Genomic DNA, 25,277 nt, shown 5'->3' with positions numbered 1-25,277 from the left:
AAACCTGCAATGCGAAGTCGGTCTGCGGGAGAGCCGTCAGGGCTTGGTCTGCGGGATGATCCGGCGGAACTTCCCGCCGGGTTCCTGCTGCGGGGCTTCGTCGGCGCGTTCGAGCGTGACGTCGGCGACCTCGTGCTCTTTGAGCAGGTGGGTGATCTCGCCGCGCACGGTCTGCCAGACCTGCTCGGCGTCGGCGCTGTCGGCGGGCCGCAGGCGCACGCGCAGTGTGCTGGACGCGGTCTGGACGACCTGGTACTGCCCGATGCCGGTGACGCGATCCAGCACGGTGCCGAAGAGCATCGGTGACATGGTGACGAGCTCGCCGTCCTCGGCGGGGAACGTGAGCAGGTCGGCGGCTCGGCCCTGGACCTGGACGGCGGGGAACACGCTGCCGCAGGGGCACGGGTCCGGACGGAGCAGGATGCTGTCGCCGAGGTCGTAGCGCAGGAATGGCTGCACTCGGTTGGCGAGGTTGCTGAGCAGGACGGTGTGCGACAGCTCGCCGGGCGGGGCCGGGCGGTAGTCGGCGTCCACCGGCTCCAGGACGGCCCAGTCGCTGCTGACGTGGTACCAGCCGTGCGCGCAGCCCATGGAGAGGAAGCTGCACTCGGTGGCGGCGTAGGCGGCTCGGACCTTGGCACCGAATGCGGTGGCGAGCCGCTTCCCGAGGTCCGTGGTCAACGTCTCGCCGCCGGGGATGATCAACGCGGGTCGGATGCGCAGCCGACCGGCTTCCTTCTCTCCCGCCAGCAGCGTGAGCATGCCGAGGAAACCGCTGAGGATGGCGGGATTGAACCGGTTGAGCTCCTCGACCAGCTCCGGAAGCGGCCGGTGGATCGAGAAGACCCGCATTCTCCGGCCGAGCCGCGGGTGGTCGCGTTGGAACCGGGCCGTTCCGGCCACGGTGAAGAAATGGCCGCCGGGTGCGGTGACGATGGCGGTCCGGCCGCCACGGGCGAGCATGCGGATGGCGTCGCCGGCGCCCAGCACGCCACTGGCGCGCGTCCCGAGGGCGCCCTCCATGTTCATGCTCCGCTCGTCCAGCAGGAAGAGGCCGCGCAGGCCGCTGGTGCCGGACGTGGTGGCCACCAGGTACTTGTCCAGGAACCGCTTCCCCACGGCGTCGGGGTCGGCCACGAACGCCTCGACCTTCTCCCGGGTCACCTCACGGTCGGTCACCCAGTCATCGAACCGGGCCATCAGTTCCTTCTTGCTGGTGACCGGGAGCAAGGTCGGGTCGTCGACCCCGTCCGGCAGGTCCCGGTAGAGCTCGCGGTAGTACGGCGAGTTCGCGCGCGCATGAGCCACCAGATCGACCAGGTGGGCGCGCTGGTGCCGTGCGATTCCCGCAGGACCTTCGCGGACGGCCTGCCGGGCGTCGCGGGCGAGCTCTCGAACGCTGTCCCCCATGCTCGTCAGATCCTCTCTTCGGTTTGTTTCTGATCTCTGGTTCGTGGCCGCACCGAGAGCAGGCCATTCGTGGCGACGTCGAGGGCGTGCTCGGCGGCCTCCCACAGCTCCTGCTGCGACCGACCCAACTTGGCGCTCGCAAGGCTGGCCTGCTGAATGGCGCCAAGCACGGATCCGGTCATCGCCGCCGCGGTGACCGGGTCCAGCTCGCCGGGGAAGGCGTTGAGCAGCGCTGCCGCGATCCGCTGTTGCAGGTCCAGCAAGAGGTACGCCCCCTTCGCCTGCAGCGCCGGCGTCGTCAGGGCCAGCCGGGCCGCCGCCGACACCTCCGCGGGCTCCCGCCGGGGAACGTTGGGCCTGCGATGGGCGGCGTACTCCTGGACCGCCCTCCGCAGCACCTCACCTGGGCTCTCTTCGGATCTGCGGTCCCGGATCGCCGCGAGCAGGACGTCGAACTCCAAGTCGAGCTCGTTGAACAGCACCTCGTCCTTGGTCCGGAAGTAGTTGAAGAACGTCTTCGGATCGACGTCCGCCGCCTCGGCGACCTGCGCCACCGTGGTCTCTTCGTACCCCTGTTTGTCGAACAGCCGGATCGCCGCCAAGACGATCCGCTGCCGCGTCAAGCGCTTCTTGCGTTCACGCCGCGACTCCTGCACGCCACGAACGTACACCGACTAGAAATTTCCATCAACTGGAAAATTAGCGGTTCGCGGGTACGCCGATCCAGGTCTGCACGTGAGAGCTGAGCTTTCAGAGCTCCGGTCCACGGAACCCGCGTCCACACAGGACGGTGCGAGCCGGCTTCGGGGGCGGGTGATCGACGCGTCCGTGACCGCGCACGCCATCGAGGTCCTGCGGCGAAGCTGCGGTCTCGGCCGATGTGTCCCCAGCACTTCCCGCAGGTACGGTGCAGTGCGGCTGGCACGACCGCGTGCCACGTCCGCAGGAGCGCCGACGGCCCCACCGAGCCTCCCTCATCGCCGCCACCCGGGGCCGAGATCGATCACCTGGTCCGAGCCGGCGGCAACGGTCATGTCGTGCTCGATCACCACGACGGTGTTGCCCGCGTCAACCAGCGCGTGCAACAGGCGCATCAGCCCTCGCGGAGCACGCCCTCCGCATCGAACTCGACCTCCCAGTACGGCACATCGCCGAGCTGTGACTCCATCTCTCCTCCCCATCGCGCCGGACTTCCCCGTTGTGCTGCGGTTCTCCCAGTGGAAGGCCAACCACTACGACGCCCGGCTCGCCGAGGATCCCGGCGAGCTGGAGACCGTGCTCACCCCGCTGGCCGACGCCGGAGTCGACGCCTTCCACGCCTCCGGACGCCGCTACTGGCAGCCTGAGTTCCCCGAGTCCGGGTCGGACCTCAACATCGCCGGATGGGCGAAGAAGCTCACCGGCAAGCCGGTCATCACCGTAGGCTTCGGTCGGCCTCAACAAGGTCTTCGAACCGGGCTCCCTCACCGGAGCCGGCGCGGCCGTGGAAAGCATCGAACGACTCCTCGACCGCTTGGAACGAGACGAGTTCGACCTCGTCGCAATCGGGCGCGCGCTGCTCTCCGACCCGCAATGGGCCGAAAAGGTCCTCAACGACCGCCTGACCGAGCTCGTGCCGTTCGACAAGAACGCGGTGCTGTCCCTGCAATGACCGCCGCCGAGCGAGCCACGCGAATCTCCACGTGGCTCGCTCGGCCGTGCAGATCTACTTCTGCCAGGCAGTTGCGGAGCATCCGCCCGCTCAGAAGATCGACCAGCCGGTCAGGGTGGTGAAGTGGTCCAGCGCTGCCACACCGGCGACGGAATTGCCGCGTTTGTCGAGCCCCGGGCTCCACACCGCAATCGAGCACCGGCCCGGAATGATCGCGAGGATCCCCCCGCCGACACCGCTCTTGCCCGGGACACCGACGCGGTAGGCGAACTCCCCCGCAGCGTCGTAGGTTCCGCAGGTGAGCATGATCGCGTTGATTCGCTTGGCCTGTCGGCTGGTCAGCATGCTCGAGCCGTCGCGTCGAAGGCCGTGCGCCGCGAGGAACAGCCCGGCCAGAGCCAGGTCGCGGCAACTCATCGCGATCGAGCACTGCCGGAAGTACTGATCGAGCACGGTCGCCACCGGATTCCGCATGTTGCCGTAGGACGCCATGAAATGGGTCAGCGCCAGATTGCGATCCGCGTGGGCCGCTTCGGAGCCGGCGACTTCGTCGTCGACCCGCAGATCGGCATTGCCGCTTTCGGCGCGGAGTAACGCGAGCAACTCCGTGCTGGCGTCACCGACCAGGGAGATGAGCTGGTCGGTGACGATCAATGCACCCGCGTTGATGAACGGGTTCCGCGGGATTCCGCGCTCGTGCTCCAGCTGGACCAACGAGTTGAACGGACTTCCCGACGGCTCCCGACCAACACGCTGCCAGAGGACGTCATCGCTGTCGGCGAGCACGAGCGCTAGGGTGAAGACCTTTGAAATGCTTTGCACGGAAAAGGGAATCTCCCAATCACCTGTGCCGTGGACGCCACCGTCGAGATCGGCGACAGCGATGCCGAAGCGGCTTGGGTCGACCCGCGCGAGCGCCGGGATGTAGTCCGCGACGCTACCTGCCCCGCGCAGCGGTGCGATCTCATCGGTGATCCGTTCGAGCAGCTGGTTCAACTCCACGCTCGCATCTTGACATCGTTGCCCCCGGCACAACCCACCGGCGGCGTGCACGCGCAATGCGGCCGCCCAGGGAAAACGCCTAAAGCGACGTTAGGCCCAGCGTTACTACACGCTGTCGGTGCAGTTCTCCAAGGTCGCCGACGATGAGGACTTCGCCGCTGTCACCCTGGCTGTCTTCGCCCGCGAGTGTTACGACCTTGGACAGCCCAGCGACGGGCTCGAACTGGTTCAACTCGCTCAGTACGGCACCCGGAAGTCGGCGGGGCCGACGCTGCGCGCATTGCTGGCCACCCGCGAGGCATGGTCCTACGCGCAAACTGGGGCAGTGCAGCCGTTCCGCAGGGCGGTCGGTCTCACCGAGGACCATTTCGCCGAAGGTGCCGGAGACGAAACCGAAACGCGGGTGCGCGGGCTGGCTGAGGCCGAGCTGTTCGGCGTCCTTGGAGCACGGTGGCGCGACCTCGCCACCGCCCGGCAGGAGCCGAAGGAAGCTCGGCACGCGCAGGATTACATCGGCCGAGCCCTGGCCCTCCGCGACCCGTCACGGGTCCGAAACCGCGCGTTCGACCTCATCGGTCTCGCCCGCACTCACCTCATCACCTCCGAGCCGGACGGGCATGCGAGGTTCGGGCGTTACACGTCGACTGGCACCCCGCCGCGCCGTTCGCGGTACAGGTCCCCGCGCTGCTCAGCAAAGGCCCCCGAACCGGAGGAGAGCTGCTGACCGCGATCGAGCGGGCGACTGGCCGTACCGTGAACCACGGCCGTGACGCTGTGCGCGGGCGCTCCGCCGATGAACGCGAGGCCCGTTTGATGGAGATCGAGGTTGGGGCGCCGATCTTGGCGGGCGCGCACGCCTGGTCCGACGATGACGGCTTGCTGGTGTACGGCGAGTGGTGTCTGCGCGCCGACGTTGAGGTCGGCTACGAGTACCAGATCCAACGATGACCTGCATCGAGATCGGGCGCAACGAGCTGTGGAATGCTGTTGCCGACACCCGGATTCTCGACGGGTCGGGAATCCGGGCCTGACCAACTACAGTGAGCGTGTGCTGCTGGAACGCGACATTGACCCGATCACCACCGAGCTGATCTCGATGGCCATCGAGCGGCGGCTGCGGCCGTTATGCTGGCACATCGAGCCGGGCGCAACCGGCACCACGGCGACCGGCTACGTCACCGTAACCCTGCTGCATGAGGCCGAGTTGATCCGCCGCGCGTGGGCAGACGCCCTGAACCTGCACGCGACTTTCGATGGCTACGCCGGCAACGCCGGAGCACTCATCGTCCGCTTGCCCGCCGCGATCGACCCTGACGAGCACTGCCGAGTCTGCACCCGTCCGTTCAATCCCCGGGATACCCGGCCGGACGGGCGCGCTCGGCACACGTGGTGGAGAGCGCACACGTGAGCGGTGGGACCGCTTTCGCTGGGAAGCGGCCCCACCGTTGTTTCGTGCTTACTGTGTGGCCGCCGGACCTTCCTCAGATTCTGGGGCATCGTTAGGTAGGTCGAACCAACACAGGTCACCCATTTCAGGCTCGGTGTCGTTGGCGATCAGGTCGGCTACTTCTTGTTCAATGCGTGCGGCCGATTCGTCGGGACTGGTAAGCCACGGGGTGAAGCCCTCAGCTTTGGTAAGATTTCCTGGAACCACGGCACGGTTCCTGACAAGTTGGGCTGCGGCTTCTCCGGCTTTTCTCAGCAGGTCGTCTGCCGATCCTGTGATGTCGCGAATCATGGTCTTGAGTTCGGCGAAATACACCCAGTCATCTTCGATTGCTTCTATAAGAGATTTTCGAAGTTCATCAATCATCAGAAATCCATTTGTCCTTGTTGATGTGGATTTTGATTTTATCGTTGCCCAGTGTATTGATGTCTATCGTTGGTTCGACCGAGGTTCTGGATTTGGTTCGATAACCAATGGTTGTGCCATCTGGAAGTTTCACCATTCTTCCTGGATATGCCGGCTTGTCGAGTTCTTTTCCGCTGACGGACAGCGCGGTAAAAAGCGCGTCCAGTTCTTCCCGCGACGCTACCTCGCGCACGTGGTTGCGCGTGTGTCGGGAGGCGATGGGCACCAAGGCACCTGGCCCGACCCGGACTACCGCGATCGGTGACCCACCCGGCCCAGACCAAGAACTTCCTCGGGCTCATGCAGATCGGGCTCCGGCCGCTGGCCCCGCCGGCACTCGAAGCGGCCGAGCCCTTCACCTCCGGATCGACACCGTCAGCCTGCATGCCGAGGTCACCACACGGGTCGTCTGGCCCCCGAGAAGCACCTGACCACCATGTACAGGGAGTGGAGACTCCACGACACCGGTGAGCGCCACACCGACGTGATCACCCGCCGCGTCCTGCCCGCTGAAGTCCTGACGGCCCACCTCGCCGAGGCTGGGTTCGAACTTCTGGAGCAGTTCCCGGACCCCGCCCACCGCAAGACGCACAGCCACATCTCGGCGCGGGCAATCTTCACCGCCGCCCGTTACCGCGGCTGACACGGTCCGCCCGACGTTGGCCGATCAGCTCGTCGTGCTCGATCCCCAGGGTCGTGAGCCGGTGGTCTGGTCAAGGCGCGTCCGCGCGTAGGCTCACGACCGTTTTCGGGAACCACGCCAAAACGCTGCAGACAATTCACCTGAGAGAGCAATCCATATTTCGAATGGCCCGCCGTTCACCCTTCGCGCGCAAATCAGCTGAGGCTTGCCTGAGACGGGAATTCCCTTGCCCGCAACGACCTTGATAGACCGGATCCACACCCTGGGCCGGAGCCCAGCAGAGGCTTCCCTGTTCAAGGAGAGCCTTTCCTAATTGCACGACAAATGACGGAAATGAGGTAAGTCTCTCCTTGATTGCAACCCGGATAATACCGGGATAACGTCCCTAATCGTGGCTATCACGGATATCGCCGATCACTCGGCTAAGGCGGATTCTCCGGAGCTGGATCGACCGCGCATCGTCCCGCTCGAACAGCGGCTCAACGCGCTGCGGGCCGGCGTTCTCGGCGCCAATGACGGGATCGTCTCGACCGCGGCAGTCCTCGTCGGCGTGGCGGGCGCGACGGTCTCCACCGGACCGATTCTCACGGCCGGTCTTGCCGCAGCGATCGGCGGGGCAGTGTCCATGGCCCTCGGCGAGTACGTGTCGGTCTCCAGCCAGCGCGACAGCGAACGGGCGCTAATCGAGCGGGAGCGCCGTGCGCTGGACGAGGACCCGGCACGCGAGCAGCGGGTTCTCGCCCACCTCTACGAGCAACGAGGAATCTCCGCGGACACCGCACACCGGGTCGCCGAGGAGCTCTCCGCCCACGACCCGCTCGCAGCACAGGTACGCGAGCGGCACGGCATCGACCAGGACGACGTCGCCAGCCCGTGGCACGCCGCCATCGCCTCATTCGTCTCCTTCGCGATCGGCGCCGTCCTGCCGATGCTCGCGATCCTGCTGCCCGGTCCCGGTTTGCGCGTGCCGGTGACGTTCGCCGCCACGCTCGCCGCGCTCGCCCTGACTGGCGCGATCGCCGCCTGGATCGGTGGCGGATCCCGAGCACGAGCCGCGGTCCGGGTCGTGGCCGGCGGCGCGCTGGCACTCGGCGCTACTTACGCCGTCGGCGCGCTTCTGGGCACAACTGGAGTGCTTTGAGCCGAGCCGATCAACACGCTGCCCTCGGAGCCGTTTCCACTGCGATTAGCGGCCCCAGCAGGGCATCGCGAGCACTCCAACCGTCCGTTGACTTCAGCGAAGCTAATCGCAGGAACCCCGGCCGTTCACGGCCGGGAGGAATGCGATCCCTAGAGCACGGTGTCCCCGGTGCGCTGCGCGCCGGGGACACCGTTTTGACTGGGGCGTTTCTGGTTGGTGATGTACTCCTTGACGATCTCCAGCGGTGCTCCGCCGCAGGAACCCGCAAAGTAGGACGGGGACCAGAAGTGGCTCCCCCACGGGTATTTGCGGATGTGCTCGGGAAACTCCCGACGCAGGCGGCGCGATGAGACACCTTTAAGACTGTTGACCAGGCGAGACAAGGCGACCTGTGGCGGGTAGTGCACTGGTAGGTGCACGTGGTCGGTTTCGCCGTTGAACTCGCGCAGCTGGGCTCCGAAGTCCGCGCAGACCTCGCGCATGATCTCTTCGCACCTGGTGAGGATGTCGCTGGTGAACGGACCACGCCGGTACTTCGGCGTGACGGACCAACGCTATGGTGATCGACGTGAAGATCGTTGTGCAGGTCAGGTTGCTGCTGACGCCGGAGCAGGTGTCGGCGCTGGAAACGACCCTGCACGCGGTCAACAAGGCCGCGAACGACGTTTCGCGGGCCGGTTTCGACGCCCACGGACTGAAGGGCTCGGTCAAGCAACTGCGGTCGCTGCATTACGCCGGTCTCAAGGACCGTGGTTTCGGTGCCCAGGCCGCGCAGCACGTCATCAAACGCGTCGCCGATGCCTACACCACACTGCGCGGGAACATCCGCAACGGCAACCTTGGTAAGCCGGGTTCGAAACGTCGCGTTCAGGCCTGACTCCAAGCCGGTCGAGTTCCGCGAGAATGCTGCGCACACCTACGATGATCGGTGCTTGTCGTGGAGATACGATATGCGCACGGTGTCGATCTGGACCGTGCACGGGCGGATCAGGAACGTTACGTTCACCGGCTCGGAAAGGGACCTGAAAACCCTGGTGGATCACCGGCAGGGTGAGTCGGACCTGCTGTCGCGGGACGGCAAGTGGTTCATCATCGCCACCTGCGACGTTCCCGAAGAACCACAGTGTGAGCCGGTGGACTGGATCGGGGTGGACCGGGGCATCAACAACCTGGCCACCACCAGCGACGCCGCGAACTATTCCGGTCGCCGCCTGAATCGCTACCGGCGTTGGCAGGCTAAGAAGAAGGCAGAGATCCAGGCCAAAAACACCCGCTCGGCTGCTCGCCTGCTGAAAAAGCGCGCGAAGCGGGAAGCGCGGCACGCCGCGCACATGAACCATACGATCGCGAAGGATGTTGTGGCCGTCGCCCAACGCACCGAACGCGGAATCGCCCTCGAAGAACTCGGCGGCATCCGCGAGCGGGTCACGGTTCGACGCGACCAGCGGGCCACGCAATCCTCCTGGCCGTTCGCCCAGCTCGGGGACTACATCGCCTACAAAGCCCAGCGTGTAGGCGTTCCCGTGATCGAGGTGGACGCGCACTACACCTCGCAGCACTGCCCGCTGTGCGGTCACACCGAGCGGGCCAACGGGCCCAATCGGGACTTTTTCTCTTGTCGTCGGTGTGGTCTCGCTGGACCCGCTGACGTCGTCGCCGGGGTCAACGTGCGCGACCGCGCACGCTCGGCGTGGGTATTTGTAAACATGCCCGATCCCACCGGCTAGGTGTGTATGCGACCCGTCTCATCACAGCCAGCGGTGAGACGGGAGCGCAAGCAAAGCCCCTACGGGCCGAGCCGCTTAAAAGCTCAGTCCTTTAGGGCCGAGTTGTTTACCAAATGTCGCCGTAGTAGACATGTTCCGGATGCGGGTGGCTGAGGAAGTCGTGGTGCGAGATCTCCCAGCCGTAGGCTCCGGCGTGGCTGAAGACGAGCACGTCACCCGCCCGGATCTGCGCCACCGGCACGTCGCGCGCGAGCACGTCCTTGGGGGTGCAAAGCTCGCCGACCACGGTGACCCGGGCGTTGCGAAGCACCGGACGCGGTGCGCTCGACGACCACCGCTCCAACGGCAGCACGGTGAAAGGGTGGCTGTGCTGCCAGGAAACCGGGAGCCGGAAGTGGTGGGTGCCGCCGCGCACCAACGCGTAGTCCACGCCGTGGTTGCGCTTCACGTCGAGGACTTCGACCGCGTACGAGCCGGATTCGGCGACCAGGTACCGGCCGCACTCGAAGTCGATCTCCCGCAGGTGGTCCGGGAATCCGGCGACCACCGCGGGCAGTCCGCGGGCGAAGTGCGGCCAGTCGAACTGGTCGTCCAGGTCGCCATAGTTCACCCCGATCCCGCCGCCGACGTTGAGCACCTCGCAATGCAGTCCGAACTCCCTTTCCCACCTGGACACGGTGCGCCGGTAGTGCTCCAGGAGTTCCAGATGTGCTGGCGCGGAAAGGTTGTTGGACAGCGAATGCAGGTGGAAGCCGGTCAACCGCACCCCGGGAAGGGTCTGCGCCGCGATGATCGCATCCGGCAGGACCCGTTCGGAAATCCCGAACTGGGTGGGGCGCCCGGCCATCGCCAGGGTTGCGTTCGGGAACGGGCCGGCCAGGTTGACCCGCAGCAGCACGTCCGCGGTGCGCCCGAGCCGGGTCGCGGCTTCGGAGATCCGGTGCAGTTCCAGCACACTCTCCGCGTGCAGGCGGGTGACGCCCTGCACCAGCGCCTGCTCGATCTCCCGCGGTGTCTTGGCCGGCCCGCCGAAGATCACCGGGATATCCGCCCCGATCGCCCGCGCCTTGGCCAGTTCCCCACCTGAAGCGACCTCGAACCCGGTGACCAGGGGCGCCAGGGCGCGCAACATCCGATCGCCGCTGTTGGCCTTCATCGCGTAGAACATCCGGCACCGCGGCGGGAGTGACTCCACCACGGTGCGGACGTGTTCGGTGAGCTGGTCCAGGTCATAGGCGAACAGGCACACCGGTTCGCCGCCGGCACGGTCCTGCACGAGTTTCACCAGTTGGTCACGCATGAGTCCCCCGGTGCTGGTCGAGGTGGGTGCGCAGCGCGCGGGCCGCCAGGCCGCGTTCCTCGCCGAGGATGAAAGTCCGGACACCGGCGGCTTGCCACTGCTCGTGGTCTTCTCGGGTCCGCGGGATCGCGCAGAACGGCACGCCGCGCGCCTTGCACTCGGCGTGCACGCGCTGGAGTGCTTCGCGGACCACCGGGTGCCGGGTCTGCCACGGCACGCCGTAGGACTGGGACAGGTCAGCGGCGCCTTCCAGCACCAGGTCGACTCCGCCGTCGGCCAGGATCGCAGGGAGTTCGTCGACGCCTTCGGCGTCCTCGATCATCGCGATCACCATGATTTCCGCGTTGGCGCGTCGGACGTACTCGGTCAGCTCGATGCGTCCGAAGCCCGGTACCCGACCGCCGTTGAGGCTGCGCATGCCCTCCGGCGCGTACCGCGCGGCCCGGATCGCCGCGTCGAGATCGGCTCTGGTCCGCACATGCGGCACGACCACGCCCAGCGCGCCCGCGTCGAGCGCGCGCAGGATCGCGCCCGGATCGGCTTCCGGGACGCGGATGAAGGGGACCAGGTCGACGGCTTCTGCGGCGCGGATGAGGTTTTCCAGCTGCTGCGGGTCCACGAGGCTGTGCTCGGTGTCCAGGACGACGAAGTCGTACCCGGCGCAACCGATCATCTCCACCAGCGCGGGAGACGGGATCGAGCAGAAAAGCCCGTAGCTCTCGCCGCTTCCGGAGAGGCGTTCCTTGACGGTGTTGTGCCTCAGCACCGGTCCACCTCCGCGAGCGGGTTCGGCACGGTGTGCAGCCGGAGTTCGGTGTCGGGCAGCAGCCGGCGGGTGGTCAGCTTCTCTACCTCGATGGTCGGGGTGAACACGTCGAACAGCGCGAAGCGGTCGGCCAGTTCGCCGAACCGCTGCTGGTAGGCGCGGATCTCGTCGCGCACCAGCCGCCAGAACCGCCGCTCGTCGAGGTCGCAGCGGTCCGCGAGGAAGATGGCGAGCTCGCCGAGGTTGATGAAGAAGAACGCATCCAGCAGGAAGTCGGTGACCAGGCCCAGTTCGTCGGTTTCGACGAACGAGTTGCGGTTCTGGTGGTGCGCCGGGGTCCCGGCCAGTTCCGGGCACCGCTGCGGCTCGGCGAGGTGCGCGCGGGAGAACCGGACCCCGTCGTGGAAGTCCTTCAGCACCACCCTGCTCGGCGTGCCGTTCTCGTGCACCAGCACCATGTTCTGCGCGTGGGATTCCAGCGCGATGCCGTGTCGGCAGAGCAGGTGGACCAGTGGCAGGACGCTTACCCGCAGCAGTCGCCGCACCCATTCCTCGACACCGAGCTCGCGCACCCACGGGTCGATCAGGGGCGTGCCGTCGACTTGGCACGCGGTCAGTCCGGTGAATGGCACTGCGCGCTCCCCCGGTTCGAGGTGCCGGTGCAGGCTCTCCCGCCAGATGCAGGCCAAGGCCCCGTAGGTGTCCGCCTGCAGCAGCCCGGACTCCGGGGTCACCGCCACGCCGAGGTCCTCGCCGAGCAGGACGGGGCGCAGCTCGTCGCGCAGGTAGTCGTCCCCGGCGACGACCTGCCGCAGCCAGTCGGTGATGCGCGCGGCGTTGCGCACGGTGTGCGCGGCCAAACCGCGGCTTGTCGAGGTGTTCACGATGGACATCGACAGCTTCAGGTAGGGGCGCCGCGGATCGTCCCAGCAGGCCAGGGTGCGGATCGACTGCTGCGCGCCGAAGTCGTCCGGATCGGTCCCGAGCGGGATCAGCTCACCGCGGCCGAGCTGGTCGGAGAACGCCCTGGCGATCCGCTCCCGCCACTGCCACGGGTGCACCGGGACCAGCACGTAGTCGCCCGGATCGTGCCCGAGCTCCTCGATGCGGCGGTGGAATTCGACGGCCGACGGACCGAGCTGGCCGGCCACGTAATGGTCGTCGACCGATGCGGAGGCGCTGATCGCGGTGATACGACGGTGCGCGGCCAGCCACAGCGGGCGCACCGGGTTCGCGAACTCCGGCCCGAAGGCGATGTTGTCCGCCGCGTCGAACCCGAGCCGTGATTTGTACGTGGGGTGGTAGCGGTGGCCATCGGTGATGGCCGATTCCAGGGTGTCGTAGTCCGCAGTGGACAGTGCCGTCCGCCGCTCGGTGCGGACGTGCTCCGACAGCGCGTCCTTGAACAGGGTCTCTTCCAGCTCGCGTGCGAAGCCAGTCAGGCATTCGGCATCGGCGTCCAGCGAGTCGCGCGCTTCGGCCAGGAACAGCGTGATCGACTCCGCCTCGACGTCGCCGCGCCGCACCACCGAGGTGAGGCCGACGCGGTCGAAGCCGAACCGGCGCACCGCGCGGAACGAGTAGCAGACCCCCGCACCGGCTGCGTCCGCGCCGTCGACGAAGTGCTCGTCGCCGTCCTGCCTGGTCTTCAGCGCGCCTTCGTAGACCAGGGACTCCACCAGCTGGCGGAAGACCCGGCGCCGCACGTTCTGGAAGCTCGGTGCGGTCAGTGCCGCATGCACCAGCTCCGCGGTCATCGGTTCACCTCGCGAATCGGGTTGGGGACGTCGACATAGAGCGGGCGCTCGCCGCGCTCGGCGAACCGGCTGAGCAGGTTCGCCTTCGCCGGCAGCACCGGCGTTGCCAGCAGTTCCGCGGCGTAGCGACCGGGGCACTGGTGCAGGAAGTCCCGCACCACCGACCACAGCTGCCGCTCGCTCGCCGGGGTGAACCGGCCCAGCACCGCCACCAGGTGGCCGAGGTGGTTGGTGACGAGGTGGTAACGCAGCCGCATCCACGCTTCGGCGTCGTCGTAGAGCACCGGGCTGCCCGGCGGGATGATCCCGGGCCGGACGCGGTCGCGGCTGGCGCTGGTGCCTTCCATGTCACGCACGAAGAACCGCCGGGGCCAACCGTCCTCGACGTGCAGCAGGGTGTTCTGGACGTGGGCCTCGAAGCTGATGCCCTGGTCGGTGAACACCGCGAGCACCGGTCCCAACGAAATCCGCAAGTACTCCAGGAACCAGTTGGCGACGTGTCCGGCCGAAAGCGGGCCCGCTTCCGCCACGAGGTCCACCAGCACCGGGGCGCGCCCGTCGAGCCGGTCTTCCAGGAGCGCGGCGAGCACCTGCGCGGCCGTCCCGGAGCCGGTGAACGAGTTTCGCCGGAACAGCACCGCGAAATCCGCCGCCAGGTCACCGACGACGTCCGGGTCGACGGTTCGGTAACCGGTTTCCGGCAGCACCTCGAACCCGCCGTGCCGCCAGCGGTTCGTGGCGTCGCCGACCAGCCGGCCGGCGTCGGCGGCGCGGCGCAGGTGCTCGACCGGGTTGTTGCGGACGAAGTTGGTGATGCGCACGTGCAGCGGTAGTTTCCACGCGGTCTCGAAGCTGGGATCGCACACCGTGCGCACCGAGGACGTCGCATACACCTCCGCGCCCAACGGCCCGAGGGGCACGAGCCGTCCCGCGTCGACCAGCGCCGAGACCTGCGGCTGCCGCTGGAGGTAAGCCGCCTGCCACGGGTGCACCGGGAGCAGCGCGTAGTCGGACTGGTCGGCGTGCAAGGCGGTGCGGGCCTTCTCCTCGACCTCGGTCGGGATCCAGAGCCCGTCGGCCACCCGGTCCTCCAGCAGCAGATCGGGTGCCACCGCCCAGTGGTGCAGCTGGAACGACGCACCGAGTTCCGGTGCGTAGCGGGCGAGTTCGTCGTCGCTGAATCCCTCCGCGCTCTTCGGCGTCGGGTGGAACGGGTGCCCCAGCAGCAGCGACTGCTCGGCGTGCCGGGTGATCTCCGCCGGGGTGACGGGGGTGGGACGCTGTTCGCGGGCGAGGTAGCGCGCCGTCCTGGCGACGCTGTTGGCGACCTGGCGGCTGAACTCCTCCGCCGCCCCCGCTGGTGCCTCGACTCCCCGCTCGGCGAGCTCACCGGCGATCAGCGCCACGAACTTGTCGTGGTCGACCGGGATCCGGCTGCCGTCGACGAGTTCCCGGAACACCTCGGGCCCGTAGGAGTGGTGGCCGGACTCCGACCGGTACCGCACCTCGGCTCGCAGCACCCCATCCGCCGCGCGCAGCGGTATCCGCAATGCTTCGTTGCTCACCTCGCCGCCGATTTCCCGCGCCAGCGCGTTGAGCATGCGCTGGCGCGCCGCGGCACGTGCCAGAACGTCCTTCACCGCAACACCTTCTCGCGAATCTCAGCCGGCCGGACGGGTTCCGCGCCGGATTTCGATCGGCCGGCCAGGGCCAGCAACGCGGCCACGCCCAGCAACGTTCCGATCAGGAAGAACACCGTCGCGGGCGGCAGCAGGACCGCCAACGCCGCGCCCGCGAGCGGTCCGAGCACCTGGCCGAGGTCGAGCACCCCGGTGCTGAAACCGAAGGCGGTGCCGCAGCCCCGGTCCGGGACCCGGCGAGCCGTCACGTGCAGCACCGACTGCACGAGGGCTGCGAAGCAGAAGCCCTGCACCAGCCGCAGCGGCACCAGCATTTCCACGCTCGCCACCGCCTGGAGAGCAACCGCGAGCCCGCAGCAGGCCGCGGCCGCAGCGAAACCCAGCTGCGCGGGCCGGACGTCGTTGCGGCGACCCCACCACGGGCCGCCCGCGCACGACGCCAGCCAGGTCACGGCCTGCAGCACACCTACCCAGGTCGCCGCACTCGCCACCGAACCGGTCATTTGCTCGACGTGCGGCGCGAACACCACCACCAGCGCGTAGATCGCAGCCTGAGCGGCGAGCCCGGCCAGCAGCATCGAACGGCTTTCCCCCGACCGCAGCAGGATCCCGGCCACTGCCCGCGCTGATCGACGTTGCCGAGCGCGGCCCGGTGGTTCGGTCAGCAGCACGGCGGCCAGCACGCTGGACATCACGAGGAGCCCGGCCACCACCGCGAACAACGGGCCGAATCCGAGCTGCCCGGCCAGCAGTCCGCCCACCAGCGGTCCGAGCAGCGACCCCGCTGCGGTGGCGCCGAACAACGAGCCGAGCGCACGACCGCGGCGGTTGGGCTCCGCTGCGGCGTTCGCATATGCGGCTGTCGCGCTGACCACGCCGCCGCAGAGGCCCTGCAGCAACCGGCACGCCAGGAACTCGCCCGGGGTGCTCGCCAGCGCCATGAGCACGATGGCCAGGCCCAGACCGGCGTGCGCGCGCACCACCATCGCCTTGCGGCCGAAGCGATCGCCCACCCAACCCCACAGCGGTCCGCTGACGAGTTGCACCACCGCCGGGGCCGCCAGCGAAACCGCCGTCCACCAGGGGATTTCGGCTTCCGGCGTGCCCAGGCCAGCGAGGTAGAAAGGCAGCAGCGGAACCACGATGGTCAGTCCTGCGGTCGCTGCGAACTGCCCCAGGCAGAGGACGGCGAACGTCCGGCCGGACGATCGCATCAGCCCACCGCCCCGCTGGCCAGCGGATTCGGGACCGCACCAAGGGCAGCGGGCATGCTCACACCGCTGGATCGGCCCTGGCGCAGCAGCGGCCCAAGCACCTCGCGGCTGGGCCAGGACTCGGCATGCAGCAACCGCGCACGCAGGACCTCGGCAACCGCAGCCGGCAACGGTTGCAAGCATTCGTGCACCGCGACGCGCAACTGCGTCCACAGCACGGCTTCGTCCAGGCCGAAGTGGCGGCACAGCGCATCGGCGATGCCGTAGAGGTTCACCTGGAACCCGAGGGTCTGGAGGTAGCCGACCAGCGATTCGGCCGACTCCAGCCGAAGTGACTGCGGAGCCCCGGGCTTGATCGCGTACTCCGGGTCCCGCGCCCCGGCACTCGCCATCCACTCCGGGAACAGCCGCAACGTGTCGTGGTCGCGGAGCACGAATCGCTGCACCCGTGCGCCGCGCAGCTGCACGACGACGTTCTGCCCGTGCAGCTCCGGCAAGACCCCGTAGCGCAGGAAGGCGAACCCGAACTCGCAGAACGACTTCGCCAGCTCCAGGAAGAAAAGGACCGGGTCGAACCGGTCCGAGATCGCCGGTGCCAGCACGTCCCACTCGTGGGCGGCCAGCGCGGCCATCGGAAGCACCAGTCCGTCCAGCTCGGGGTAGACCCGCACCTGGGCGGCGAGCTGGCCGGGCCGATCACCGAACTCGTCGGTGGGGTCGTGCCAGCCGCACCAGACCCGCTCGTCGCACAGCGCGACCCTGCGGCGCAGCACGGTATCCCGATCGACGAGTTCCCGCATGCACTCCTGCGCCCGCTCGGCGTTGGCCAGGTAGCGCGGGGGCAGCAACCTCGTAGCCCCCAACGTGGCCATCCCGAGCGGGAGTTTGACGTGGCGCCGGGTCTCGGGCGCGGTGGTCAAGGTGCGGATGGAAGCGGTGGGGTGGAATCGGCCTAGACCGCGAACCAGCGGGATGACGGCCTGGGTGGCCAGCTCCTCACCGAACTGCGTGGGCAGCAAGTGGTCGAACTGCCACGGGTGCACCGGAATCGCCAGGTACTCGTCGTCCACGATATCGGCGAGAACCTGCCGCTCCTCCCCGTCGAGGACCAGGTCCGGCAGCCGCTGCGAATCGGGATCCGTGCCGAAGCGCAGCCGGTCCCGCCGAACCGCCACCCAGTCCAGGCCCAGCGGTTCGGCGCGCATCGGCCCGTACCGGGCCATCTCGCCGGCGGTCCACCCCGACGCGGCCCGCGCGGTGGGGTGGAAGGGGCGGTTGCGTGTCGCCGCCAACCGCTCTCCCGCCAGCAACCGCCCTTCCTGCGGCGCCAAGTCGAGCGCGGCGCGCTGCCCGAGCACCACCTCGGTGTGCTCGACCGCTGCGCGCACATCCTCGGACACCTCGGCGGCATCGGCCAGCTCACCGCTCGCCAGCACCAGCAGTTCCTCCGGCCGCAGCGGCCGCGCCGCCGAACCGCCGCCGCCCAACCAGACCTGGCCGCGGGCGTACCGGTAGCGCTGCAACGCGCCACCGGGCCGCACCCGGCAGCACACCCACCCGGCCGCCAGCTTCACCCGGCACCACCGCTCACCGGGAGCCAGCGGTTCACCGACGAGCTCCGCGGGCTGGCCGGCTTCGGCACGGGCGCCGAAGCCGGCCAGGTCCTCCTGCAGCAGCACATCGACGAGGTCCCGCATCACCAGCTCGGCCGATTCCGCGCTCATCAGTACAGATCCAGCCAGGTCCCGATGCCCCGGCTCTTCGCCCGCTCGTACACCGCACCGGCGCAGGCGATGTCCTCGACCGCCATGCCCATCGGGTTGAGGAGGATGATCTCGTCGTCGTCGGTGCGCCCGGGCTTGGTTCCGGCCAGGATCTCGCCGAGCTCGGCGTGCAGCTGCTCGCGAGAGAACGAGCCTTCCAGCACCAGCTGGTTGATGATCTTCTTCTCCCGGTTGCACTGCTCCCAGTCGTCCACGACGACCTTGTCGGCGTTGAGGAATACCTCCTTGTGAACGTCCATGATGGACACGTTGCACAACAGTGCACCCCGCTTGATCCAGCTGAACGGGAGGTAGGGCTGGCTGGTGACGGTGCACGGCACGACGAGATCACCGGCCCGCACGGCGTCCTCCGCGGTGCCGGCGACCCGCGCCTTGACCGCCGGGTGGGCACCACTGATCTGCTCGGCCAGCGCGTGCGCCGCCTCCGCCTGCTTGTCGTAGAGGTGGACCGACTCGATGTGCCCGAACTGCTGCAGCAGCGCGGCGATCTGGGTGCGACCGATCACCCCGCAGCCCACCAGCGCGACGTCGGTGAACCCGCTGCGCGCCAGGTGCCGGGCCGCCAGGCAGGTCACCCCGGCGGTCCGCCAGGCGCTGATCATGCTGCCTTCCAGCACGGCCACCGGGTAGTTGCTCTCCGGGTCGTTGAGCACGATGACCGCGCTGGCCCGTTCCCGGCCGCGCCGGATCGGGTTGTCGTGCTTGCTGCCGATCCACTTGATCCCGGACAGCCCGGGTTCGCCGACGTGCGCGGGCATCGCGATGATCCGGTCGGCGATGTGCTTGCCAGCAGCTCGCAGGTAAGGCTTGAGCGGCTGCACCGTCTTGCCCTCGGCGTGCGCGATCAGTCCCGCGCGCAACGCCTGCACGTACAGCTCGGCCTCAGCACCACCGACCGCCGCGATGTCGCTGCGGCTCAGGTAGAGCATCTTCGGGGATTCCTCAGTGGACACTAGATCTCCTCGTCGTCAGTTCGTGCAGCGCTGCCTGGCGGCGGCGAACCAGTCTTCGTCGTAAATCAGGTCTAGGTAGCGGTCGCCGCGGTCCGGGAAGATCGCGACCACCCGGCACGGGCGCGGCAGCCCGGGCAGCGTGCGCCGGATCGCCGCGATCACCGCCCCTGTCGAGCCGCCGGCGAAGATGCCCTCTGCGGCCAGCAGGTCGCGGCAGCCCACCGCCGTTTCGAAGTCGTTGACGTGCACCACGTCGTCGATCTCCGCTGGGGCGAACAGCTCCGGGACCCGGCTGGCCCCGATGCCCGGCACGTCGCGCGGCCCGGCCGGGCCACCGAAGATCACCGATCCCACGGCGTCGACCGCGGCCACCCGCAGGTCCGGGAAGCTCTCCCGCAGCCGCCGGGAGCAACCGAGCAGGCTGCCAGTGGTGCTGACCGCGCCGAACAGGTACGACGGCGGTCGGATCAGCTGCTCGGCGAGTTCGGCGCCGGTGCCGTGGTAGTGGGCCTCCCAGTTCCGGTCGTTGGCGTACTGGTTGATCCAGATCGCCCCCGGCGAGCCCGCCACGATCTCCTGCACCCGGCGGATCCGGGTGTGCAGGTAGCCGCCCATCTCGTCCGGTTCGGTCACCACGTCGACCTCGGCCCCGAGGTGCCGCAGGATCGCGACGTTGGCCGGGGCGGCCTTGGGGTCGAGCACGCAGGTGAATCGCAGGTCGTGGATGCGCGCGGCGATCGCCAGCGCGATCCCGAAGTTGCCGGAACTGCTCTCCACCAGGTGACTTCCCGGGCGGATGGACCCTTCGCGCAGTCCACATTCGACGATGTGCCGCGCGGAGCGGTCTTTCATGCTTCCGCCGGGATTCATCAGCTCAAGCTTCGCGATCACCTCGACATCGGGTTCGGGGAACAGCCGGTTCAGCGCGACTACGGGCGTGTTGCCCACGCACTCGAACACGGACTCGGCGACGGATTCGGTCAGGGTGTCGACAGCCACGTTTCTCCTCAGCTCGACGACCGGAACGGGCAGGGCGACAGCCAGAACGCTAGCAAAGGTTAGGCTAACTTAATAGAAGAAGATCAAGAGATCACCATCACACAGACGTGACGAGGTTGACCCGAACAGAACAACGATCACTCGCGGTTCCAGACCCGTACGCACGTACCGATGCCGCCGCCCCGCAACAGATCCGGAAAGGCACCGAACCAGCCATGTCGCTCAACGACAGGCGAGCGAGGTCGCAAGGTCCACAATGGCCTGAACCGGGCGGACACCGCAGGGTCGGCACCGCGCGGCCCCACCGGGCTGGTCAGCGGGTTCTTCAGACCAACGGGACGACACGATTTGAACCTGCACCCCTTGGACAAGCGCTGTCCACAAGAGACACCTAAGCAGTGAAAGACCAGAAACCGCAGTACAAACCTGCCGGATCGACTCTAGGGTGATGTCTCCGTCCCACCGCCTAACAGCGACAGACGGATTCGGCCACACGTGCCCGCAGGGCCATTCGCCAGCCGAGATCACGAGACCGGATCGCCGGCTTCAGCGGAGGTTGCTGGTGTGCCCGAGGGAGTACCGGCCTGGCTGCGGCATGTAGGTCAGGCCATGCGGACCGGCGCCGACTCGAATGCGGGCCAGGAGTTGGCCCGTGTCGGTGTCGAACACGTAGACCTCGTTGTGGTACCGGCCGGACAACCACAGCTGCTTGCCGTCCGCGGAAACCCCGCCCATGTCCGGGCTTCCGCCGCCGGGGATGTGCCACTTGCCGATGGGCTGGTGGGTCGTGGTGTCCAGGACCGCCACGCTGCCCTCCCCGCGGTTGGCGACGAACGCCCGCCGCGAATCGCGGGAGAAGTAGATCCCGTGCGCGCCCTTGCCGGTGGGCACGAAGCCGATCTGCTGGTTCGCCGCACCGTCGAACAGGTACACGCCGCCGGCCATCATGTCGGCCACGTAGAACGTCCTGCCGTCCGGCGCGAGCCGGCTGTCCTGCGGCATCCCGTCGGGCACGCGGTCGAGCTCGAAGGTGCGCACCTGCCGGCGGCCGGCGACGTCGAGCACGATCATCTTGTTGGCGAACTCGCACGTCACCAGCGCGAGCTTGCCGTCGGCGGTGAAGTCCATGTGGTTGACCCCGGCGCAGTCCGGGACGTGCAGCTCGCCCTGCGGCTGCCAGGTGTGCGGATCGTAGAAGTCCAGGCGCTTGTAATACTCGGCGACGACGATCGCTGAGCGGCCGTCCGGGGTGAAGTACAGGTTGTACGGGTCCTGGATCGGCAACGGGGTGCCGGGCTTGCCGGTCTTCGGGTCGATCGGGGTGAGCGTCCCGGCCGGCACCTTGTCCGCGGTGACGTAGAGCGTCTTCAGGTCGTAGGACGGAACCACATGTTGCGGTTCCTCGCCCCCGGGAAAGGTGTCCACGACCTTGAAGGTGTTCGGGTCGATCACCGAGACCGTGCCGTCCAGGCTGTTGGGCACGTACACCAGGTTGCGCACGCCGTTCATCGCTTCCGACAGGTGGCCGGGACGGGCTGCCGCGTAGACATCACCCTGGTCGAGCAGGGGTGGCATACCCGGCAGGACGTTGACCTGCGGTGGTGCCAGAACCGCCTTGGGCGTGTCGGCGAAGACCGCGCTGTCCAGTTCTGGGCCGCTGCATCCCGCCGCCGCCAGCCCCACGATGCCGACCACCGCTAGGAGCGCTGTCCTGATCTGCATGGCCGCGACGCTACAATCCGCGATCGCCTGGTCCGGGCAACGACGTGGGAACACCACGCTTCCGAATCCACCACAGCCCCCGCACGGGTGAGGGTCAGGCCCACCTGGGCTACCCGGGCAGTGGTGACCACGTCAGAGCGTCGTCCCACCGAGTGCACGAGCCGTACCCCGGCGAGGCGGTCAGTCGTCGGCGAGAACCTGTTCCAGCCACATGGTGTGGACCGGGCCGTCGGCGAGTTCCGCGTTGCTGGTCAGTCGGCGGTGCAGTGCCACCGTGCTAGCGACACCTTCGACGTGGAACTCGGCGAGCGCCTGCCGCGCCCTGGCGTAGGCCTGCTGGCGGTCCGTTCCCCAGCAGATGAGCTTCGCGATGAGCGAATCGTAGAACGGGCTGATCCGGTCCCCTTGCGAAATACCCGTGTCCACCCGCACACCCGGGCCGCCGGGCAGCTGAAGTGCGGTTACATCGCCAGGCGTTGGGGCGAAGGCGCGGGCCGGGTCTTCGGCGTTGATGCGCAGCTCGATGGCGGCACCCCGGCACTCGATCGAGTCCTGATCCAGCGTGAGTGGGGCGCCACCGGCGATTCGCAGCTGCTCCGCGACGACGTCCACGCCGGTGATCGCCTCGGTGATCGGGTGCTCGACCTGGACGCGCGCGTTCATCTCGATGAAGTAGAAGTTCTCATCGCTGTCGACCAGGAACTCCACGGTGCCGGCGTTCCGGTAACCGACGTGCTCGGCCAGTCGCACCGCCGCCGAGGTGATGGTTTGCCGGGTCGTCTCGCGCAGGGCCGGTGCGGGCGCCTCCTCGAGGAGCTTCTGCCGACGCCGCTGCACCGAGCAGTCCCTTTCGAAGAGGTGCACCACGTTCCCCTGCGCGTCGGCGAGCACCTGCACCTCCACGTGCCGCGCGTTGGGGACCGCGCGCTCGAGGTAGATCGTCGCGTCCCGGAACGCCGAACGCGCCTCTGCCTGGGCTCCGGGCAGCACGTCCAGCAGTTCTTCGGCATCGCGGACCGGCCGGATCCCCCGGCCTCCCCCACCCGCGGCTGCTTTGAGCAGCAGCGGGAACCCGAGCTCCAGAGCCGCCCGCGGCGCGTCCGCCGGATCGGTGATCGGGCCGCTGCCGGGCACCACCGGGACGCCAGCGGCCTCAGCGGCGCGCCGCGCGGCCGCCTTGTCGCCCATCTGCTCCAGGACCGCCGGGGGCGGCCCGATGAACACCAGGTCGGCCTCATCGATCGCCCGGGCGAAAGCGGCGTTCTCCGACAGGAATCCGTAGCCCGGGTGGACCGCGTCCACGTCGGTGGACCGCGCCGCCTTGAGCAGCGCATCCGGGTCCAAGTAGGACTTCCGCGCGGCGGACCGGCCGATGTGCACTGCATCGTCGGCCATCTGCACCCACCGCGCGTGCTCGTCGGCATCGGAGTAGACCGCCACCGCTTCGATGTCCGCCGCGTGGCACGCGCGGATGATCCGAACGGCGATCTCGCCGCGGTTGGCCACCAGCACTCGCCGCAGCCCGGTCATGGCTCATCGACCTCGAACATCGTCTGGCCGACGTCCACCTCGTCGCCATCGTCGAGCAGGATCTTGCTGACCCGGCAGGCCCGGTCCGCCTTGACCTCGTTGAACGTCTTCATCACCTCGATGAGCCCCAGCGTCTGGCCCGGCCGGACAACGCTGCCAGGTTCGATGAACGGGTCCTCGTCGGGCGACGGTCGCCGGTAGAAGACCCCCGGCAGCTGAGCATCCACTGTAGACATCGACTCCCCCTTGAACGGCGCTAAGCGGGTGCGACCGCCGCCCGCGCCTTCTCCAGACGTGCACGCCGCTCCTGTCGGGCAGCCATCGCCGCCTCGACGTCCACCGGCACGAAATGCACCCGCCCCCCGGTCCTGGTCTGCGCCAAGCGGTCCCGGTCCACCGAAATCACCGTGCCGATGGTCGCGTACCCACCGCCGGTGACCGCGTCGTTGAGCAGGACGATCGGCTCGTCGCCGCCGGGAACCTGCACCGAGCCGACCGGGTAGCCGAGGTCGACGACGTTGGCCTGGTCGCTGCCCGCACCGAACGGCTGCTCCCGTTCGACGAACTCCAGCGATCCGCCGCGCAGCCGGTACCCGACCCGGTCGGCGTCCTTGGTGACCTTCCACTCCGTGCTGAGGAACGATTCCAGCGCCCGCCCGGTCAACCGGTAGGCGCACAGCCCGACGACGAACCGGAGTTCGGTCGCCGCCGGGAAATCTGGGCGCAGCTCCTCGGGCACCTCGGTGCCGGCCGCCGGGGCCGGTCCGGGCTCACCGAGCGGCAGCTGGTCGCCGCTGATCAGCGCACGCCCCTGGAAACCCCCGATACCGGTGAGCATGTAGGTCGAGCGCGAGCCCAGGTAGGGAGGCACGTCGATACCGCCGCCCACTGCGACGTACGGACGGGCACCAGCGCGGACCTGTTGGACCGCCAGCACGTCACCTGCCGATACCCGCAGCGCCTGCCAAGGTGGGGCGGGTTCCCCGTTGATCGTGACGCCGCTGTCCGCGCCGGTCACCGCGACGGTGCGCGAGTCGGTGAATTCCAGTTCGGGTCCGAGGTACGTCGCTTCCAGGACAGCAGCCCCGTCCGGGTTGCCGACGAGCAGGTTGGCCACCGCGAAGGAGTACTGGTCCACGGCCCCCGACGGCGGCATTCCGATGGCGTACCGCCCGTCTCGACCGGTGTCCTGGACGGTCGTGGACAAGCCGCCCGAGCGCACGATCAGGAAGCTCACCGGTACAACACCTCCAAGAGCCGGCCGTTCACCGCGTCCGGGTCGGCGAGCAGTTCCGCCGGAACCAGCTCCACCTCGCGGATCCGGTAGCGGAAGTGCCCGACCTCCACTTCCGAACGGGTGCGGTCGTATTCGTCCCGATCGATCGCCCGGTACCGCAGGACGTCGCTGGGTCGCGGGAACGCGATGTCGTCGGCGAAGTCCGGCAGCCGCTGCGCGAGGTCGAACACCGGAGCGGGAGCTATCCCGAAGAGCTGGTACCCGCCGGCCCCGCGCACCGGGTAGACCACGGCGAAAGCCCCGCCGTAGCCGAATGCCCGCTCCGGCGTGTCGGTCCGCGGACGCACGTACTTCGGCACCTGGATCTGCCGGTCGCGCGGCACCATCTGGTAGCAGAACGGCAGTCCCGGGACGAAACCGAGCATGGTGACCAGGAATGGTGCCGCGGTGATCGCCTCGACCAACGCCCGGACATCGGTGAAACCGTTGATGCGGGCGGCGTATTCGAGGTCCGTGGCGTCCGGATCCTGGTGCCGGTCGCGGAACTTCAGCAGGGTTTCGCGGGTCCACGGATCGTCGAAGAGCACCGGCACGTCGACGATGCGGGTTCGCACCGCATGGTCGTCCGGCAGCTCGCCGGCCGTGTGCTCCAATCTGCGCAGTTCTTCGACCAGTTCGGCCGGGTGCAGGCGATCGGGGTTCAACCGCACCAGGTACGAGGCGTTGGACGGGCAGATGTCGATGACTCCGTCGATGTTCTCGCGGCGCAGCGCACCGGTGATCGCCATCGCCTTGAGGTTGGCTTCCAGGCTCATCTCTCGGTCGAGCTCGACGAAGACGAACTCGTCGCCGCCGAACTCGTAGCGCGCCGGCGGCAGCTGAACCTCCATCGCGGTCACGGCCCACCCCCCTCGCCAACATACGAGTTGAGGATGCGCCGCAGGAATGT

26 protein-coding genes and 1 pseudogene are annotated in these 25,277 nt (G+C 68.2%); 8 read left to right on the top strand and 19 right to left on the bottom strand.

The features are described 5' to 3' along the window. Window positions 1-36 precede the first annotated feature (36 nt). Together DL519_RS02365 and DL519_RS02360 are read right to left on the bottom strand one after the other, a co-directional pair. Window positions 37-1,410 carry a phenylacetate--CoA ligase family protein gene (locus DL519_RS02365; protein WP_190812691.1) on the bottom strand — a complete coding sequence of 458 codons (1,374 nt, stop codon included), beginning with the start codon at window positions 1,408-1,410 and terminating at the stop codon, window positions 37-39. Between the two features lie 5 nt (window positions 1,411-1,415). Then, window positions 1,416-2,081, bottom strand: coding sequence for a TetR/AcrR family transcriptional regulator (locus DL519_RS02360; protein WP_190812690.1), 666 nt, complete (start codon window positions 2,079-2,081; stop codon window positions 1,416-1,418). An 812-nt stretch (window positions 2,082-2,893) separates the two neighbouring features. Between DL519_RS02360 and DL519_RS45440 the strand changes: the two genes are divergently transcribed. Further along, complete coding sequence (locus DL519_RS45440; protein ID WP_223838361.1) at window positions 2,894-3,061, top strand: hypothetical protein; 168 nt, start codon at window positions 2,894-2,896, stop codon at window positions 3,059-3,061. Between the two features lie 90 nt (window positions 3,062-3,151). Here DL519_RS45440 and DL519_RS02350 read toward each other — a convergent pair whose 3' ends face one another. Then, on the bottom strand, window positions 3,152-4,063 hold the full coding sequence (locus DL519_RS02350) for a glutaminase (protein ID WP_190812689.1): 912 nt from the start codon (window positions 4,061-4,063) through the stop codon (window positions 3,152-3,154). Window positions 4,064-4,181: 118 nt separating this feature from the next. Here DL519_RS02350 and DL519_RS02345 point away from each other — a divergent pair, with 118 nt between their 5' ends. The 3 genes from DL519_RS02345 (at window position 4,182) to DL519_RS02340 (ending at window position 5,471) form a co-directional block, all read left to right on the top strand. Continuing rightward, window positions 4,182-4,787, top strand: a complete 606-nt coding sequence (locus DL519_RS02345) for a hypothetical protein (protein ID WP_190812688.1) — start codon at window positions 4,182-4,184, stop codon at window positions 4,785-4,787. 89 nt (window positions 4,788-4,876) lie between these two features. Then, window positions 4,877-5,011, top strand: a complete 135-nt coding sequence (locus DL519_RS48305) for a hypothetical protein (RefSeq protein WP_263399557.1) — start codon at window positions 4,877-4,879, stop codon at window positions 5,009-5,011. A gap of 100 nt (window positions 5,012-5,111) precedes the next feature. Continuing rightward, window positions 5,112-5,471, top strand: a complete 360-nt coding sequence (locus DL519_RS02340) for a hypothetical protein (protein WP_190812687.1) — start codon at window positions 5,112-5,114, stop codon at window positions 5,469-5,471. A gap of 48 nt (window positions 5,472-5,519) precedes the next feature. On the opposite strand, the gene DL519_RS02335 is transcribed toward DL519_RS02340, so the two are convergent. Next, the gene (locus DL519_RS02335) at window positions 5,520-5,876 is read right to left on the bottom strand and encodes a hypothetical protein (RefSeq protein WP_190812686.1); all 357 of its coding nucleotides are present in this window, start codon (window positions 5,874-5,876) and stop codon (window positions 5,520-5,522) included. Beyond that, window positions 5,869-6,141: a hypothetical protein gene (locus DL519_RS02330; protein ID WP_190812685.1), complete on the bottom strand. Its 273-nt coding sequence runs from the start codon at window positions 6,139-6,141 to the stop codon at window positions 5,869-5,871. The genes DL519_RS02335 and DL519_RS02330 overlap by 8 nt, the downstream gene beginning before the upstream one ends. Before the next feature lie 210 nt (window positions 6,142-6,351). Here DL519_RS02330 and DL519_RS02325 point away from each other — a divergent pair, with 210 nt between their 5' ends. Both DL519_RS02325 and DL519_RS02320 read left to right on the top strand, forming a co-directional pair. Further along, entirely contained in the window at window positions 6,352-6,558 is a 207-nt protein-coding gene (locus DL519_RS02325) for a hypothetical protein (RefSeq protein WP_190812684.1), read from the top strand. A gap of 391 nt (window positions 6,559-6,949) precedes the next feature. After that, window positions 6,950-7,699 (top strand): VIT1/CCC1 transporter family protein, encoded by a 750-nt coding sequence (locus tag DL519_RS02320; protein WP_190812683.1) that lies wholly within the window; start codon window positions 6,950-6,952, stop codon window positions 7,697-7,699. A gap of 149 nt (window positions 7,700-7,848) precedes the next feature. Here the strand turns inward: DL519_RS02320 and tnpA are convergent. Beyond that, window positions 7,849-8,235: pseudogene (tnpA, locus tag DL519_RS02315) on the bottom strand (IS200/IS605 family transposase); the annotation flags it as partial. 32 nt (window positions 8,236-8,267) lie between these two features. Here tnpA and DL519_RS45435 point away from each other — a divergent pair. Both DL519_RS45435 and DL519_RS02310 read left to right on the top strand, forming a co-directional pair. Beyond that, window positions 8,268-8,576 carry a hypothetical protein gene (locus tag DL519_RS45435; protein WP_223838360.1) on the top strand — a complete coding sequence of 103 codons (309 nt, stop codon included), beginning with the start codon at window positions 8,268-8,270 and terminating at the stop codon, window positions 8,574-8,576. After that, a complete protein-coding gene (locus tag DL519_RS02310; protein WP_263399791.1) occupies window positions 8,497-9,426 on the top strand; it encodes an RNA-guided endonuclease InsQ/TnpB family protein in 930 nt (309 codons plus the stop codon). Before DL519_RS45435 ends, DL519_RS02310 begins: the two co-directional genes overlap by 80 nt. A gap of 106 nt (window positions 9,427-9,532) precedes the next feature. Here the strand turns inward: DL519_RS02310 and DL519_RS02305 are convergent, their stop codons facing one another. The 13 genes from DL519_RS02305 to DL519_RS02245 all read right to left on the bottom strand — a co-directional run bounded on the left by DL519_RS02305 (window position 9,533) and on the right by DL519_RS02245 (window position 25,218). Continuing rightward, a complete protein-coding gene (locus tag DL519_RS02305) occupies window positions 9,533-10,726 on the bottom strand; it encodes a type III PLP-dependent enzyme (protein WP_190812682.1) in 1,194 nt (397 codons plus the stop codon). Next, the gene (locus DL519_RS02300) at window positions 10,719-11,492 is read right to left on the bottom strand and encodes an HpcH/HpaI aldolase family protein (protein ID WP_190812681.1); all 774 of its coding nucleotides are present in this window, start codon (window positions 11,490-11,492) and stop codon (window positions 10,719-10,721) included. Before DL519_RS02300 ends, DL519_RS02305 begins: the two co-directional genes overlap by 8 nt. After that, complete coding sequence (locus DL519_RS02295) at window positions 11,486-13,249, bottom strand: IucA/IucC family protein (protein ID WP_190812680.1); 1,764 nt, start codon at window positions 13,247-13,249, stop codon at window positions 11,486-11,488. Before DL519_RS02295 ends, DL519_RS02300 begins: the two co-directional genes overlap by 7 nt. Next, window positions 13,246-14,889 (bottom strand): IucA/IucC family protein, encoded by a 1,644-nt coding sequence (locus DL519_RS02290; protein ID WP_190812679.1) that lies wholly within the window; start codon window positions 14,887-14,889, stop codon window positions 13,246-13,248. The genes DL519_RS02295 and DL519_RS02290 overlap by 4 nt, the downstream gene beginning before the upstream one ends. Next, window positions 14,886-16,103: an MFS transporter gene (locus DL519_RS02285; RefSeq protein ID WP_190812678.1), complete on the bottom strand. Its 1,218-nt coding sequence runs from the start codon at window positions 16,101-16,103 to the stop codon at window positions 14,886-14,888. Before DL519_RS02285 ends, DL519_RS02290 begins: the two co-directional genes overlap by 4 nt. Continuing rightward, window positions 16,103-17,827, bottom strand: coding sequence for an IucA/IucC family protein (locus DL519_RS02280; RefSeq protein ID WP_190812677.1), 1,725 nt, complete (start codon window positions 17,825-17,827; stop codon window positions 16,103-16,105). Before DL519_RS02280 ends, DL519_RS02285 begins: the two co-directional genes overlap by 1 nt. After that, window positions 17,827-18,840, bottom strand: a complete 1,014-nt coding sequence (gene sbnB, locus DL519_RS02275) for a 2,3-diaminopropionate biosynthesis protein SbnB (protein WP_317891343.1) — start codon at window positions 18,838-18,840, stop codon at window positions 17,827-17,829. The genes DL519_RS02280 and sbnB overlap by 1 nt, the downstream gene beginning before the upstream one ends. A 15-nt stretch (window positions 18,841-18,855) precedes the next feature. Continuing rightward, on the bottom strand, window positions 18,856-19,839 hold the full coding sequence (gene sbnA / locus DL519_RS02270) for a 2,3-diaminopropionate biosynthesis protein SbnA (protein ID WP_190812676.1): 984 nt from the start codon (window positions 19,837-19,839) through the stop codon (window positions 18,856-18,858). 546 nt (window positions 19,840-20,385) lie between these two features. Further along, a complete protein-coding gene (locus DL519_RS02265; RefSeq protein ID WP_223838358.1) occupies window positions 20,386-21,561 on the bottom strand; it encodes a YVTN family beta-propeller repeat protein in 1,176 nt (391 codons plus the stop codon). 180 nt (window positions 21,562-21,741) lie between these two features. Next, window positions 21,742-23,091 carry an acetyl-CoA carboxylase biotin carboxylase subunit gene (locus DL519_RS02260; protein ID WP_190812675.1) on the bottom strand — a complete coding sequence of 450 codons (1,350 nt, stop codon included), beginning with the start codon at window positions 23,089-23,091 and terminating at the stop codon, window positions 21,742-21,744. Then, window positions 23,088-23,327, bottom strand: a complete 240-nt coding sequence (locus DL519_RS02255; RefSeq protein ID WP_168588055.1) for an acetyl-CoA carboxylase — start codon at window positions 23,325-23,327, stop codon at window positions 23,088-23,090. Before DL519_RS02255 ends, DL519_RS02260 begins: the two co-directional genes overlap by 4 nt. A gap of 20 nt (window positions 23,328-23,347) precedes the next feature. Continuing rightward, window positions 23,348-24,328, bottom strand: coding sequence for a 5-oxoprolinase subunit C family protein (locus DL519_RS02250; protein WP_190812674.1), 981 nt, complete (start codon window positions 24,326-24,328; stop codon window positions 23,348-23,350). Next, window positions 24,325-25,218, bottom strand: coding sequence for a 5-oxoprolinase subunit B family protein (locus DL519_RS02245; RefSeq protein ID WP_223840189.1), 894 nt, complete (start codon window positions 25,216-25,218; stop codon window positions 24,325-24,327). The genes DL519_RS02250 and DL519_RS02245 overlap by 4 nt, the downstream gene beginning before the upstream one ends. Between the last annotated feature and the right edge of the window lie 59 nt (window positions 25,219-25,277).

Origin of the sequence: Saccharopolyspora pogona (assembly GCF_014697215.1) — a bacterium.
Taxonomy (GTDB): domain Bacteria; phylum Actinomycetota; class Actinomycetes; order Mycobacteriales; family Pseudonocardiaceae; genus Saccharopolyspora; species Saccharopolyspora hattusasensis.
This window is presented reverse-complemented; position numbering and strand designations above follow the sequence as displayed.

Bases quoted from the DNA above. Each gene is read 5' to 3' on its own strand.
- DL519_RS02365 (WP_190812691.1), bottom strand. From the start codon at position 1,410: ATGGGGGACAGCGTTCGAGAGCTCGCCCGCGACGCCCGGCAGGCCGTC.
- DL519_RS48305 (WP_263399557.1), top strand. From the start codon at position 4,877: ATGGAGATCGAGGTTGGGGCGCCGATCTTGGCGGGCGCGCACGCCTGG.
- DL519_RS02335 (WP_190812686.1), bottom strand. From the start codon at position 5,876: ATGATTGATGAACTTCGAAAATCTCTTATAGAAGCAATCGAAGATGAC.
- DL519_RS02325 (WP_190812684.1), top strand. From the start codon at position 6,352: ATGTACAGGGAGTGGAGACTCCACGACACCGGTGAGCGCCACACCGAC.
- DL519_RS02310 (WP_263399791.1), top strand. From the start codon at position 8,497: ATGCCTACACCACACTGCGCGGGAACATCCGCAACGGCAACCTTGGTA.
- DL519_RS02305 (WP_190812682.1), bottom strand. From the start codon at position 10,726: ATGCGTGACCAACTGGTGAAACTCGTGCAGGACCGTGCCGGCGGCGAA.
- DL519_RS02295 (WP_190812680.1), bottom strand. From the start codon at position 13,249: ATGACCGCGGAGCTGGTGCATGCGGCACTGACCGCACCGAGCTTCCAG.
- DL519_RS02285 (WP_190812678.1), bottom strand. From the start codon at position 16,103: ATGCGATCGTCCGGCCGGACGTTCGCCGTCCTCTGCCTGGGGCAGTTC.
- DL519_RS02280 (WP_190812677.1), bottom strand. From the start codon at position 17,827: ATGAGCGCGGAATCGGCCGAGCTGGTGATGCGGGACCTCGTCGATGTG.
- DL519_RS02265 (WP_223838358.1), bottom strand. From the start codon at position 21,561: ATGCAGATCAGGACAGCGCTCCTAGCGGTGGTCGGCATCGTGGGGCTG.
- DL519_RS02260 (WP_190812675.1), bottom strand. From the start codon at position 23,091: ATGACCGGGCTGCGGCGAGTGCTGGTGGCCAACCGCGGCGAGATCGCC.
- DL519_RS02255 (WP_168588055.1), bottom strand. From the start codon at position 23,327: ATGTCTACAGTGGATGCTCAGCTGCCGGGGGTCTTCTACCGGCGACCG.
- DL519_RS02245 (WP_223840189.1), bottom strand. From the start codon at position 25,218: ATGGAGGTTCAGCTGCCGCCGGCGCGCTACGAGTTCGGCGGCGACGAG.